Origin of the sequence: Pseudomonas sp. R3-56, from assembly GCF_051132075.1 — a bacterium.
In the GTDB taxonomy this organism is placed as follows: domain Bacteria; phylum Pseudomonadota; class Gammaproteobacteria; order Pseudomonadales; family Pseudomonadaceae; genus Aquipseudomonas.
This window is the reverse complement of sequence record NZ_CP071657.1, coordinates 3,588,863-3,602,043: the sequence shown is the minus strand read 5'-3', so window position 1 is coordinate 3,602,043 and position 13,181 is coordinate 3,588,863. Positions and strand designations below refer to the sequence as shown.

Sequence of the window (13,181 nt, the reverse complement as noted above, 5' to 3'; positions counted from 1 at the left end):
TTTCAGTTGGATTTAGCTTCATGTATCTGCGATATTGTTTCATATAGTCTTGATGCTAAGTTGGCAAGTTCAGCGTCAGTAGTATTGAGAGGTGGGGCCACTATAATGGCATCGCCAAAAGTGGCATTTACTAGGCCGCGGCATGGATAAACAATAAGTCCATTCCTCTGTGCGGTTTTTATAATGAGATCGGTCAAGCCAGCGTCTTTGGGATAGGGTGTTCGATGGGGGGTTGGTTGGTTAAATTCAATTCCCCACAACATTCCTATTCCACGAATGTCACCCACCATGTCGAACTGGCTTCCTATTTCCTTCAAGGTTTTGCCGAGCTCCGCCCCCTTGATTCTTGATCGCTCTACAAGGTTATTTTTCTCGATTTCCTCTACCACTGCCAAAGCAATTGCCGTCGATAATGGATTCCCACTGTGTGTATGTCCGAATGAAACCTGTCTCGAGCCTGCTCTAATAGCTTCATGTACTCGTTCATTCAGCAGAATAGCTGAAAGGGGAGTAAAGCCAGCATTTAAACCCTTTCCCAGAATCGTGATGTCAGAACTTTGCTGCCAGTGATGCATTGCGAACCATTCGCCCGTTCGCCCTAGACCTGTAATGACTTCATCAACGATAAGTAATATATTGTATTTATCACAGATCTCCCTGATTCTTGCCATATATAGTTGATGAGGCACGATCGCACCGCCGCTCGCACCTATGATGGGTTCAGTGATGAAGGCCGCCACATTATCGGGCCCTGTTTGTAATATCGATTCTTCCAGAAGGTCGGCGCAGTCTACGTTGCAAGTGTTAGGGTTCAAGCCTTTCGGGCATCGATAGCAATAGCATGGCGGTACCGTAGGCTCAAATGCGGTTATGTCCAAAATAGCGTGCCTACGCGCATCGGCCGAGAGCGATAGTGCGCCCAACGTGTTGCCGTGATAGCTAATCTTTCTGGATAATATTTTCCGTTTTGTTGGAAGACCAACCTCCCGCCAATATTGGAGAGTTAATCTTACGGCTGCCTCTGTGGCTTCTGACCCTGAGCTGAGAAAAAATACCTTGGATTTATCTTTCGCAAGTGTAATCAATTTATCCGCTAAAGCTTCTGCTGGTGCGTTGGTAAACTGAGTTCGGTACGTATAGGCGATTTTCCTAATTTGGTTGCTGGCGGCTTCGGCGATCGTGTTATTGCCATGGCCTAAATTGGCAACCATGGCTCCGGAACTGCCATCGATATAGTTTTTCCCTTCTTCATCGAACAACGTGGCACCGTTGCCATGTGAAATTTCAGGTGGTATGACGTTATAATTTGAGCGCAGCAGTGATCCGTCCATGATAAGCCTCAATATTGGAATTAAGCTGGGTTTTTAGCCTTGCCAGATGCGGGCTCAGGCTTTTATTTAGGCTGCGCGAACTCGTTGCTTGATAGCAGTGCACGCTTAAAGTGATTTGACAATGCGAATCCGATGCCGGATATCACGCTTAATGTTAACCATGTGAAGAGGGCGGAGCTATTCATCACTAACCAGCTACCTACATAATATCCCACAGCGCCAACTATGGCGGATGCAGCGCTAACTATTCCGAAATAGGTGCTCTGGCTTTGGATCGGAGCTATTTCAGCGACAAGAGTTTCATTCATGGGTAGCATTAGCGTCTCAATCGCAGTGTAGAGGACTACAAAAACTAGAAACCATATAGGCAGTTGAGTCGCGGGAACCAAAGCATAGAAAACTGCAGCGACTGCGTACAAAATAGGTAGTGAGGTTGCTGGGCGAAGCTTATGGATGAACGCCATTGAAGCAAACATAAAAGCTATTCCTGCAATACCATTGACCAGGAAAATTGTTGGGGCTGAATTTTGGCCAGCGATTTCAGCGTAATAAAGCGGGAACGATACATAGAGTTGCGCGAAGAGGAAGTACCAAGGCGAACAAGTTATTATCAACCTTATCATTCGCGGGTCGCAAGCCGCCTTTTTCAAGTCCCGTACAATATTGCCGGCGGTGGATAGCGCTTTGCTCTCGACTTTTATTGCGCAGCTCGCCAAGGCTAGAGCCAGGAATAAAGCTGCACTGCAGATGAATGACAATCTGATGTCAATGTGGGCCGCAATAGCAGCTATAAGCGGCCCTACTATCACCCCCGCGTTCAGCATCTGATTATTTACGAGAAAAATTTGAGTACGCGATTCTTTGTTCTGTCGACCAAAGATAGCGTAAAGCCCCGAATCGTATAAAGCGACCCCCGTTCCCATGATGGTCGCTGCTAGCATTAGCATTCGCCAATCGCTTACGTATGCGAACACGATCAGACCAAAGCTCCGCATAGCTAATCCGCCGATGAGAAAACGTTTAGCATTGAAACGATCGGCGAGTGTGCCAGTAATGATTGGTAACACTTGGGCAGACAGTAGATTCGCCGCCATGACGGAGCCGACCTGAAAGGATGTCAGCGCCATGGTACTTGCCAAATAGACAGCCAGGAGCGGAACGACCATGAAATGCGACGCATTCATGACGAACTGAATTCCAAGGATGGGCCACATGTCTCTTGGCACCTTCCGGTAGTTCGAGGAGAGGCTTGCTATCATGTCGGTGGAACACTCCGCTTCGGCGCCAAATTTGGCGGGTGGGGCGCCTGTCATCGTTGCGTAACCGGCTAAGCCGACTAGGAGGTTAGCTTGGTCTCATTTTTTTGCAAAAATATTTCATTCGCAAGCTATCGGAAAAAAAATGACCACTGAGCTCGAAATTCTCAGGGCTGTAGCCAATACGTTCTCGATCTCTCATGAAACCCGTGAGTTTTATGACGAGCTTCCGGAGCTTTTGCTGTCTGACGACGCTTGGTCTAAGCGATTCGGGCGGTTTTCCAAGCTAAAGCGCAACGCTTCTATAGGAAATGAACTGACCCAAGTGCGAGATTCGTTGCGTTGTTTTATTTTGCGAGAGGAGGGGGCCGACGGCCGGCTAACCGAGCTACTCGTAGAGAAAGGGCTTCACATCGGCGTGATGTTCCATGGCTCTTCGGTAACGGCGGAGGCCATGGTGTCAAATGAGGGTGACGTTGCCGGTTATCTACTATGTGTAGCAGCGAACCTCATCATCAAAGGTGAGATTGTTAAGTTAAAAATTTGTCCGGATTGTCGTTGCGCATTTATTGATAAAACTCGTAACTCAAGCAAGCGCTGGTGTGGGATGACCAAAGGGGGCCCGCATGGTCGAGCTTGCGGAACGATCGCGAAAGTTAAGGCTTTCCGCAGCAGAAAAGCAGCGGCTAAACAGGCTTAGAGGCGGGTTATTACAGAATTGAGATGACAACCAACCGGAAATAGCTCACATCCGGTTTCGTCGTTCACGACTTGGACACGCATCATCAGTCATGGGCATCGGGTCTTTTCCAATTGTAAAGCCATTCGTCGCGCTGCGATGCAGGTTCGCATTAACGCTGAATCTCTGACATCGATTTTTGCCAGGCGTAACCCCACGCTGCTTTGCGGCTGGCGTCTTGGAGTCCTCCTGGACTGCTGGACTCGAACAGGTGACTTGCCCTAAGTGGGCCACTGTGGCTCTGGAAAACTGGGCGAGAGCACTAATTTCAGATCGAATCTGGTCACTCCGGAGTCATGAGCACTGCAAGGGTCATGTTGATGAATTCTTCATTCTTGCTGATGGTATCCAAAGCGCCCCGAACGTTGACAGCAACCTCCGCTGAACCGTGTCGTTCGACCCACAGCGTAAGCTCCATGATTGCCGCTTCGAGCGCTAGCTGGTTCTGATTGATCTTGTACAGAAGGGAAGGAGTAGGTCTGAGTTGGACATCGTGATTCCTCCGTGGGACAGTCAACAGGCGAATCCATGACTGAGTTTTTCAAGCTCAGCCTTTAGCAGCTTGTATCCCTCTTCAGTGTGAGCGAGCTCCAATGGTGTGCTGCCACCGAAGGTTTTTTTCGGTTGGGTCAGCCAATTGTCGGCTTTTGCTTTGTTGCCAAAGACGGCCTCGGCTTGGCGCTGAACCAATTCAACGTAGTTCATTTCTGGCTCTCACATTTGCAGGTGCGGGCATTGTGGCTATTGCTTGCATGGTTGCTTTTTCCCGCATGAGATTAGTGGCATAAAAATACCAGCAAAACCAGGCGACTTCAGGAATTTGGCCTGCTTCAGCCGAGACGATGGTTGTTGCAATAGGTTTCGAGCCCACTGCCGGAAGGAAACATTTAGCTGTCAAAAGCATCGCTCCGCGAAGTGGTGCTGGGGCAGCAGGTTACACAGCTAGCGTCTGCCCAAGGCAAGAACGGGAGCAGGCCACTAGACGCTCCCCGACACATCGGCAACCTTTTTCTCCAAAGCCGTGGCGTTGACCTCACAAAGCATGATGAAGATTAGAAAAATGAGGCAGACAAATGCCGCACAGCCCACCCCCATTCCGATCGCCCACTGCTCACCGATGATGTCCTCGATTTTCTGATTGGAATTGCCCAGCACCAGGTTGCAGACAACCTCTTTGTCCCACTGATCTTTGAAGGGCTCCAGGCCATCCGAGAACAGACAGTATTGATTGTCTACTGTCCACTGGGCAGAGCCACCCCACGGCAACCAGTTGCCGGTGCCATTGAAGGCGCCGTTTGGCTGAACCCAGAACGTAATATGAGTTTTTTTGACCGTGAGCAACGCGTACGGGGTCTGAGTGAACACGTAGGCTGCCAAGGACAGAAATGCCGCTACGAGCAGCATCATGGTTCGCACGGTTCTGCGCCGAAGCTTTGAGGGGATTTTGAAGGCAAGCTCGTTTGCATCGAAGTAGCGACGTGCTCGGCACAGCTCTTCGATAGTCAGTTCATGGCGACTCATCCAGGAAAGCAGCTTTGCCATATGTTTGGACGTCCTGAGTTGCAGTCCGAACCACAGGTTGAAGCGCTGCAAGTCTTCATGATCCGCCCACACACGCTGCGCAAATTTGCTGTTGAAGCCCTTTGTCGCTCCCAACAGTTGATGCCATCGGTAGACCACATAGAACATCGCGTTGGTTCTGAGCATCACGTAGATCATCAACGCAGCAGCTCCCAAATAGGGCAGTATTTTGATTGCAACGTCGATCCATTCCAGAGGAGATTTAACGAGCTGTTCGGACAAGGAGGAGTTTCCAACAAGATGGTGAATGGCAAGGAAGGGCTGGTGCGTTTCGCAACGTGATGCTGCTATCTCATGTACAGCTGCTTGGTTCGGGTCATCTTGATGACATAGCTGTCAGCGAAAAGGCCATTCGTTTCCAATACGACTTCGTCCTTTTTCATGCTGCGAATGTCATATCGCTGGGACTGAGCCAAGAGGAGACCTCGCTCAATCTCGGATTCCTCAGCACTTTGATGAGGTGAGGTGCCATGGACGTCGAAGCTCATGCCAGCTATCGATTTGGCGGTTATTCGCGTTTTCACATTCAGCAGTTTGATTACCAGTTCATCATCAGTGGCCTGCCACTCTCCATTGCCATCGAAGTTATAGCTTGTGGCGTATGGAAGGAATGGTACGGGCAAAAAGGTAGTGCTCTTCAGCAGACCAGTAATTCGGTATGTGCTGTTGCGAAAGTACTCAATAGTGCCCTCGAAGCCGACCACGCCATTGTGTTGAGCGTATTGGAATTTCTCATCCCACATGCCTAGCAATTTGGAGTTCAAACCGTCGGATGAGCTTGGGGGATTGATGTAGGGTGCCCAAGGCCCAAGGATGGTCGAAAAATCCTTGAAAAACGCGAGTAGAAGAACCACCACTGCGATGATGCTTTTCCGCCAGCCACCTCGAAACCTGCTCCACCTCATACTATGCTATCCATGTTGTAAAAAATTCCTGTTCCTTATATGACCAAGTGCCTAAGCGTTGGATTTTCCATGCCACAGGTCTTGCACTGTCTGCTTGGATAGTGGAATTGGTCAGCCATCACAGATCTCGCAATCCTGAACCTTTGGTAGGCTCTGCTGAGCGCCGCCCTCGAGGCATCATGACGCGTGATAGTTATAAGGTAAATCCCCTTCCTGGAGCCCGACAGCGGACGCAACGCGCCCTGAAACTGATCTGCGAAATATTAGATGTTTACAGGACAATGCTGCTCGCCGGCCGACCAAGAATTAAGCTGTAAACAATCTCATGGCTTGATTATCGGAACCAAGGGGACTTCAGTGCCAGTGCCGCTGAACTGTCGACCTCGGAATCCCCAGATCCCTAGAGACTTTTACCTGGGTTAGCCCCCGAGCTTTCACTTCTTGGACTTGCGAGCGTGTACGTGCAGCCCGCGAGCTGGTCGGGTGAGGGCTATCGGTGCTTTGCGCTGATGCTGGCGGAACTGTATCGATCAGCCCAAGACGCTCCAGGTCGTCAACTGCTTTCATCAGCACAGCTCTAGGCGTAGTCCCCAAATTGGAGGCGGCAGCGGCAGCCAGTAGCGCAGAAGGTGACAGGCCGAGTGCAAGGGCCAAATCTCCAGCGACCTTGACTGTCTGACTTGTTTTGCCGGCTTCGAGTTGACTGACGTGTGACGCAGCGAAAGTGGTGCTGACATCTTTTTGGGTCAGCCCTCTGGTCACCCGTATCCATCGCAACGCTGCAGCGCTCGCGCGTGACCTATCGACCAGTCAATAGCATTTTGCTGACCAACTGTGTGCATTCGACTTAACCAGCGCACGCGGTAATGATGGTCGGCATAGAACGGCTAACTGCTATCGATCCCGAGTGGCAGCGAATGGCCGATTGTTGCCTTTCGCCACCGGCAGCAATGGGTCGATAGCAGCCCTTCGTGACAGGCAGCTATCGGCCAAGAGCAGTCGTTCAGGACAGTGCAACGGCTGATCTTTGCCTCCGCGAAAGGAATGACTGAGGTATCTTGTCAAGCTGCCGATCCGCTTGAGACTCCAAGGAAGCCAATGCTCAGTTCACTCGTTTCAAATGGTCAGGTACAAGCGGCTGATCGCTCAGAACTGATGGCCCCCTGGTGGAGTTTCACGAAAACAGTCTTGGCTGCTACGGCCCTATCGTTGGTGCGTGACGGGCTGGTCGGATTGGACCACCCTGTTCTTGGTCAGCCTTTTACGCTACGCCAGTTACTACGGCATGAGGCCGGTCTGCCTGATTACGGAGAACTTGCGGAGTATCACTCCGCCGTTAAAAATAGTGAGCCAGCCTGGCCGGCCGTTGAAATGATGCAACGCCTTGACGGTGCTCGACTCCGATATAGTCCCGGAAACGGTTGGCGTTACTCGAATGTCGGCTACCTGCTTGTCGGCAGGCTAATTGAACGGCTGACTGATCTGAAGCTTGATGAAGCGGTAATTCAACGGACACTTTCTCCTCTGGGCTTATTGGGCGTTCGCTTTGCAAAAACGCGAGCAGACTTCCAAACGACCCACCTTGGAAGTTCCTCAAGTTATGATCCTGCCTGGGTTTACCACGGCTTGTTGATCGGCCACATTTCGCACGCAGCGTTATTTCTGGATCGACTCTTTTGTGCAGACCTGCTCCCCACGGACTTGCTTCAGGAAATGCAAAAAGCACGAACATTGGGCGGCCCGATTCCCGGTCGCCCTTGGATCACGCCGGGCTATGGCCTTGGCGTGATGCAAGGGTCGATTGATGGCGGGTATTCGCTATGCGGGCACACCGGGTGCGGACCGAGCAGTGTCATTGCTGTCTACCGTCTCTGCGACGGCGACGCATCGGCTTGTTGTGCTGCTTTTGACGTGGGGTCCAGTGAAGGCTTCGTCGAAGCCATCGTCGTCGAGCAGCTCATGCAAGTTCTGCGTCAGAAGAGCTGACTGCATTAAACGCCTTTTGGCGTCGGTCAAAGGATTTGCCGAATGACCGCCTTGGGTCGAAAGACGTCTTTCGGTAAAGACATCGGGACGTCGCTACGCCCCGCGCGGACCGGGTAGCAGAGTGGCGATGGGAGTCGCCTGATTCGTTGCGCGTTTGTTAGGTCATCGTCACTCTGGAAGCGACGATTTTTTGAGCAAATTGAAGTGGACATTGAGCGTCTGTTAAAAAAGCGGCAACTGAACGTGCAAGAGCAAAATGCTCTTGTGGCCCACAGACTCATGGTAACCGCCAAAGCTTGGTTGGCCAGAGGGATTCCCCTCGCCTTAAAAAACTATAGCGAGTCGAAAGGCATTAGATGGTCAGAAACCGTCGTATTAGATCTTGAGGTCGACTTTCCCGGTATGCCCAGCCTTTATGGTCTTTTGCTCACTCACGCAGAGCGGTTCATAGAGTTTGAAATTGATACCGATAACACTCACAGGTACGTGGAATCGGTGAGTCAATGGGAGGATGTTTCTGCTAATCAGGACTACGCGCCCCGCAAGCGCGGCACTGGAAAGGGCTTCGCAGCAATTGCTCTTCAGGTCAGGCGCGAACTCCTATGCGGCTTGTAGGTGTGGATCACAGAACCTGAGATTCGATTGTTGATCGGAAGCTGCTTTTGCGCCGATTTCTTCCGGCAACTGGTGTCCTCTTTGGGTCGGTAGCTGCCGCTTGCGTGCGCACAGTCCGCACATCAAGATCCCTAGCAACTCAGAAGCTTCGTACCCAATTAGGGAGGACTGACCGCCAATGGAGATTCAACGGGTTACGCACATGCCGTCACAAATTTATGCCCTTGAGAAAGAGGCTGTGGCAGAAGGTTTCAGGTTTATCACTCGGCTGACTTCGGAATGGTATTCAGGCACCAATTGCTTCGATGCGCCAGGCGAATGCCTAATGGCAGCGTATCTAGACCGGCAACTGGTGGGCGTTGGAGGTCTGTCTGTTGATCCGTTCACGCATACCCGCATAGGAAGGCTGCGGCGTGTTTATGTAACTCCTGCGTCACGGGGGCAACAGATTGGCAGGCGACTGGTTAGCGCCTTGCTTGCCCACGCCGCTTTGCACTTTCAAGGAGTGCGTCTTTACACCGAAACTTCTGAGGGAAGCACTTTTTACCTGCGCTGCGGCTTCACACGAACTCAAGACGCCCATGCGACTCACATCGTGCAGCAAAGAAGCCTCTGACTCTGGCAGCTTTCGGCCAAATGCAGCCACTCAGGTTCCGATGTTTTTCCAGCGCAACGTGCCCAAAAAACGGACACCGATCGCCACGTATTTGCCTAAGGCCTAGCCCCTGAGTAGAATGCGATTAATTATCAATCATGTACTTGCCGGGATTCCGATGCGCAGCGATGAAACGCTAGGTAACACAGATCTAGGGCTGCTCTATCGAACCCACCACTCGTGGTTACACGGCTGGCTTATCCGACGCATTGGATGTCGCGATAACGCAGCAGATTTGGCGCAGGACACCTTCGTACGTCTGCTCAAATCCCGCCAGTCCAGCCCCTTGCGCGAACCACGGGCCTATTTGAGCAGTATCGCCCGCGGACTGATGATCGATCAGTATCGTCGTCGTGAACTCGAACGTGCCTACCTGGAAAGCGTCACGTTGCTGCCTCAGCACGAGGTTCCCTCGGAAGAAAGCCGGCTGTTGATTCTCGATGCGCTCGAGCGCATAGACCGCATGCTCGGTATGCTGAAACCCAGAGTTCGCCAGGCATTTTTATTTGCCCGACTCGACGGTCTGACCTGCGCGCAAATAGCCGAAAAGCTGGGTGTTTCCCGTGCGACGGTGGAACGCGACCTGGCCACGGCCCTGCAGCACTGCTATCGCTTGCGTTATGTCGAGGCATGAGCCGCAGGCGCTCGATCCGGCCATTGTCGAGCAGGCGATCGAATGGCTGGTGCGCCTTCGCTTCAATCAAGCCGATGAACAAACACAGCGCACTTTCGAGCACTGGCTGCAGCAGTGCCCGGAGCATGTGTTGGCGTGGCAGCGTGTGGAAACGCTTGGGGATGAATTTGCGGGCGTGCCAGCTCAATTGGCCCGACAAACCCTTAGTGGTACCCATCATGGAATGCGGCGGCGGGAAAGCCTGAAGCTGCTGGGCCTATTGGCCACTGTTAGCACTGCAGCCTGGCTCGGCCGGGACTATACGCCCGTACCCGCCATGCTTGCGCAGCAGCGCAGCAGTACCGGCGAGCAACGACGCTTCCAACTCGATGATGGCAGCCTGATCCAGCTCAATAGCGATAGCGCCGTCGACAGCGATTTCGACGCCCAGCGACGCCTGATAATCCTGCGACGTGGTGAAATCATCGTGAATGTCGGCGCGGATCGACACTCGCCTCAAGCGCGACCGTTCTGGGTGCAGTCACGTGACGGGATCATGCGCGCTCAGAGTTCCCGCTTCCTGGCACGCGAGCTGGATGATGGCACTCTGGTCTCGGCTCAGGAAGGATCAGTCACGGTTTTCCTCGGCTCCAGTCAAACTCCTGCGAGCCGCAGCGTCCAGGCAGGAAGCCAGCTGCTGTTCTCATCAAGTGGCACCCGAATGTTCAGGGACAACGGCCTGGATCTATGGAGCTGGGGGGACGGGGTGATCAGTGCGTGCAATATGCGCCTCAATGATTTCATCGTGGAGTTGTCGCGTTATCGCCCCGGGGTGCTGCGCTGCGCCGAAGAGGTCGCTGATCTTCGCGTTTCCGGCACCTTCCAGCTCGCCGACAACGATCAGGTCCTGGCATTGGTCGCGCAGTCACTGCACTTGAACATTGATTATCGAACCCGTTATTGGGTGACCGTGACCGCTGCCACCTGAGCCCATCAAAAAATTTGTGCTAGCTGAAAAATAATGAGGTAGCTTCTCATTCTCGTTCGACCTCTAAGGAAGGCCGGAATACAGGCCAGTCTGCCGATGTCCTTTCTTGGAGCGAGAAAATGAGTTCGTCCCCTGTTTCACAGCGCCATCCATTAAATCGTGCCTTGCACGCTGCGATTTTGGGTTTGATCGTAAGCAGCTATGCATTGCCATCGCTGGCGCAAACATCGAGCGCTGACCACAGCAACCCAGTCAAGCAGTGGAACATCGCTGCCGGCCCACTGGCGCCAGCGCTTGACCGCTTTGCGCGCGAGGCTGGCATCAGTCTTTCCTTCGACGCGTCAAGTGTCGCGAACCGCACCACTGCTGGCGTGAATGGCACGCTCGATACGTCGGCAGCGCTGTCATCGTTGCTGCAGGGGAGCGAATTGCAAATCGAACAGCAAGGCCCGAATGCCTATCTACTGCTCCCTCAACCAAAGCCCGCCGGCCCGCTGGAGCTCGACGCAACGGACGTCGAGGAATACCGCCTGGCACCCCTCATCATCAATGCCAAGGTCAGGGTCAGCGCCGACGACGACGCCAACTCGGTAGTTGCCAAGGAGCTCTGGGTTGGCGGCAAGGTGGCAACCAGCATTCTCAATACGCCGGCATCGGTGTCGGTTGTTACCAACAAGGAAATGGAGCAACGTAGCGTCAGCACCACCGAAGAGGCGCTGCAATACACGCCGGGCGTGATCAGTGATTTCTATGGTACGGATGACCGCAACGACTATTTCCAGATCCGGGGCTTCCAGGCCACCACTTACCGTGACGGCTTGACCCTGAGTTCGATGCGCGGCGTACGCGAAGATCCGTTCGCTTATGAACGCATAGAGATTCTGCGTGGCGCCAACTCCACGCTGTTTGGCCCAGCGGACCCGGGCGGTTCGGTGAATTTCGTGACCAAACAGCCGCGCTTCGAGCAGTTTGGCCAAGGCTACGTGACCTACGGTTCGTTTGACCATGTGGAGACAGGCATCGATGTGGGGGATGCGCTGAACGACGAGAAAACCGTGGCTGGCCGCTTTACTGCCAAAGGCCAGAACAGCGACCGCGAGTACGACCACTCACAGGACGATAACCGGTTGGTGATGGGTGGCCTCACCTGGGCACCCACGGATTACACGTCAGCCACCGTGATTCTGGACTATCTGAAAACTGAAAGTTCGCCCAACAGTGGCGGCTATCCGCGGGACAAAGAGTACGACCGCAGCAAGTTTTATGGTGAGCCCAGCTACAACTTTCATGATGTCGAGCGCACCAGCCTCAGCGGTAACGTCACGCATGACTTCGACAACGGCTTCGTACTGCGCAGCAATCTGCGTTACAGCAAATTGACCGATGATTTCGGCTACGTTTACCTCAGCGACAGCGCCGGACGTGTCGGTACCACCGTTGACCGGTATTTGTTTGGAACGGACACTGAGGCCGACCAGTTCAACGGCAATCTGATGCTGCAATACGATGCCCGCTTCGAGAACATCGACAGCAGCAGCCTGGTGGGCGTGGAGTACCTCGATTCGACCACCAAGGAAAGCTCGGTCTACGCCCTGACGACCCCGATTGACATTAAAAATCCTGTGTTTACTGGCGTCCCAGGCTCAATCACGCCGTATGCCGTCAACAAGCGAGACGCGACCACCAAGGCTGTTTTCCTTCAGCAGAACCTGTCGTTCTACGAGCGTTTCATCGTCACCGCGGGTATGCGCAACGACTCGATGGACCTTACCAGCAAAGGCTTGCAATCCACTGAGAAGGACAACTTCTCCGAAACCTCCTACCGAGGTGCGTTGACTTATATCGTCAACGACGAGGTGTCCACCTATGTGAGCATGGTGGAATCCGTCTCGCCGCCGCAGGTTGGCGTAACCCCGCAGACGGGCACGCAGTACGAAGTGGGCGTGAAGTATGCGCCGATGGGAATGGACGCACTGTTCTCCGCAGCCGTCTATGACCTGACCCAGGAAAACGTCACCATCGCCGTGGTGCTGCCGAGCGGCATCATCGAGCAACAGACGGTGGGCGAATCGCGGGCGCGTGGCCTCGACCTGGAGGCCAAGGCGCAGGTGACGCAGAACATCAGCCTGATAGGCGGTTATTCCTATATGGAGTCCGAGGTACTGCGCGGTTCGTTGTACGACGGCAGCTCCCTGAAGGGTAATGAGTTCTCCACGGCGCCCAAGCATTCCGCTTCGCTCTGGAGTTATTACGACGTGCCCGGTACTGATGTCAGCGTTGGCTTGGGTGCGCGCTACGTCGGCTCTTATTACTTCGATGCAGCCAACTCCGGCAAAAGCGATGGCACCACGCTGTTCGACGCCGCCTTCAACTACGAGATCGCCAAGGGCACCGACCTTGCGGTGAACGTCAGCAACCTGCTGGATGAGCAGCACGTGGTCGGTTCCGGCACAGCGAACTTCTACAACCCGGGTCGCGAGATTACCGCCAAAGTGAGTTACAACTGGTAAGC

General features: G+C 53.4%; 13 protein-coding genes and 1 pseudogene. 8 read left to right on the top strand and 6 right to left on the bottom strand.

The genetic code is table 11. The annotated features are described in order from the left end of the window. Positions 1–2: 2 nt before the first annotated feature. Together J3P96_RS16030 and J3P96_RS16025 are read right to left on the bottom strand one after the other, a co-directional pair. The gene (locus J3P96_RS16030) at positions 3–1,331 is read right to left on the bottom strand and encodes an aminotransferase class III-fold pyridoxal phosphate-dependent enzyme (RefSeq protein WP_434652285.1); all 1,329 of its coding nucleotides are present in this window, start codon (positions 1,329–1,331) and stop codon (positions 3–5) included. A 62-nt stretch (positions 1,332–1,393) separates the two neighbouring features. Continuing rightward, the gene (locus tag J3P96_RS16025; RefSeq protein ID WP_434652283.1) at positions 1,394–2,545 is read right to left on the bottom strand and encodes an MFS transporter; all 1,152 of its coding nucleotides are present in this window, start codon (positions 2,543–2,545) and stop codon (positions 1,394–1,396) included. A gap of 187 nt (positions 2,546–2,732) precedes the next feature. Here J3P96_RS16025 and J3P96_RS16020 point away from each other — a divergent pair, with 187 nt between their 5' ends. After that, on the top strand, positions 2,733–3,287 hold the full coding sequence (locus J3P96_RS16020; RefSeq protein WP_434652281.1) for a CGNR zinc finger domain-containing protein: 555 nt from the start codon (positions 2,733–2,735) through the stop codon (positions 3,285–3,287). Positions 3,288–3,609: 322 nt separating this feature from the next. Here J3P96_RS16020 and J3P96_RS16015 read toward each other — a convergent pair. From J3P96_RS16015 to J3P96_RS16005, 3 genes and pseudogenes are all read right to left on the bottom strand, one after another. Further along, positions 3,610–3,818 (bottom strand): annotated as a pseudogene (locus tag J3P96_RS16015) (hypothetical protein). A gap of 21 nt (positions 3,819–3,839) precedes the next feature. Further along, positions 3,840–4,031: an antitoxin Xre/MbcA/ParS toxin-binding domain-containing protein gene (locus J3P96_RS16010; protein WP_434652279.1), complete on the bottom strand. Its 192-nt coding sequence runs from the start codon at positions 4,029–4,031 to the stop codon at positions 3,840–3,842. 273 nt (positions 4,032–4,304) lie between these two features. Then, complete coding sequence (locus tag J3P96_RS16005; RefSeq protein ID WP_434652277.1) at positions 4,305–5,129, bottom strand: DUF6216 family protein; 825 nt, start codon at positions 5,127–5,129, stop codon at positions 4,305–4,307. A gap of 248 nt (positions 5,130–5,377) precedes the next feature. On the opposite strand from J3P96_RS16005, the gene J3P96_RS16000 reads away from it, so the two are divergent. Further along, positions 5,378–5,656: a hypothetical protein gene (locus J3P96_RS16000; RefSeq protein WP_434652275.1), complete on the top strand. Its 279-nt coding sequence runs from the start codon at positions 5,378–5,380 to the stop codon at positions 5,654–5,656. A 510-nt stretch (positions 5,657–6,166) separates the two neighbouring features. On the opposite strand, the gene J3P96_RS15995 is transcribed toward J3P96_RS16000, so the two are convergent. Beyond that, a complete protein-coding gene (locus J3P96_RS15995) occupies positions 6,167–6,574 on the bottom strand; it encodes a helix-turn-helix domain-containing protein (RefSeq protein ID WP_434652273.1) in 408 nt (135 codons plus the stop codon). A 336-nt stretch (positions 6,575–6,910) separates the two neighbouring features. Here J3P96_RS15995 and J3P96_RS15990 point away from each other — a divergent pair, with 336 nt between their 5' ends. The 6 genes from J3P96_RS15990 to J3P96_RS15965 all read left to right on the top strand — a co-directional run bounded on the left by J3P96_RS15990 (position 6,911) and on the right by J3P96_RS15965 (position 13,179). Beyond that, complete coding sequence (locus tag J3P96_RS15990) at positions 6,911–7,798, top strand: serine hydrolase domain-containing protein (RefSeq protein WP_434652271.1); 888 nt, start codon at positions 6,911–6,913, stop codon at positions 7,796–7,798. Positions 7,799–8,002: 204 nt separating this feature from the next. Next, on the top strand, positions 8,003–8,413 hold the full coding sequence (locus tag J3P96_RS15985) for a hypothetical protein (RefSeq protein ID WP_434652269.1): 411 nt from the start codon (positions 8,003–8,005) through the stop codon (positions 8,411–8,413). 178 nt (positions 8,414–8,591) lie between these two features. Continuing rightward, on the top strand, positions 8,592–9,029 hold the full coding sequence (locus J3P96_RS15980) for a GNAT family N-acetyltransferase (RefSeq protein ID WP_434652267.1): 438 nt from the start codon (positions 8,592–8,594) through the stop codon (positions 9,027–9,029). Between the two features lie 157 nt (positions 9,030–9,186). Continuing rightward, complete coding sequence (locus J3P96_RS15975; protein ID WP_434658210.1) at positions 9,187–9,702, top strand: sigma-70 family RNA polymerase sigma factor; 516 nt, start codon at positions 9,187–9,189, stop codon at positions 9,700–9,702. Further along, the gene (locus J3P96_RS15970) at positions 9,689–10,669 is read left to right on the top strand and encodes a FecR domain-containing protein (protein ID WP_434652265.1); all 981 of its coding nucleotides are present in this window, start codon (positions 9,689–9,691) and stop codon (positions 10,667–10,669) included. Before J3P96_RS15975 ends, J3P96_RS15970 begins: the two co-directional genes overlap by 14 nt. 119 nt (positions 10,670–10,788) lie before the next feature. Then, complete coding sequence (locus J3P96_RS15965; protein WP_434652263.1) at positions 10,789–13,179, top strand: TonB-dependent siderophore receptor; 2,391 nt, start codon at positions 10,789–10,791, stop codon at positions 13,177–13,179. The last annotated feature ends 2 nt before the right edge of the window (positions 13,180–13,181 follow it).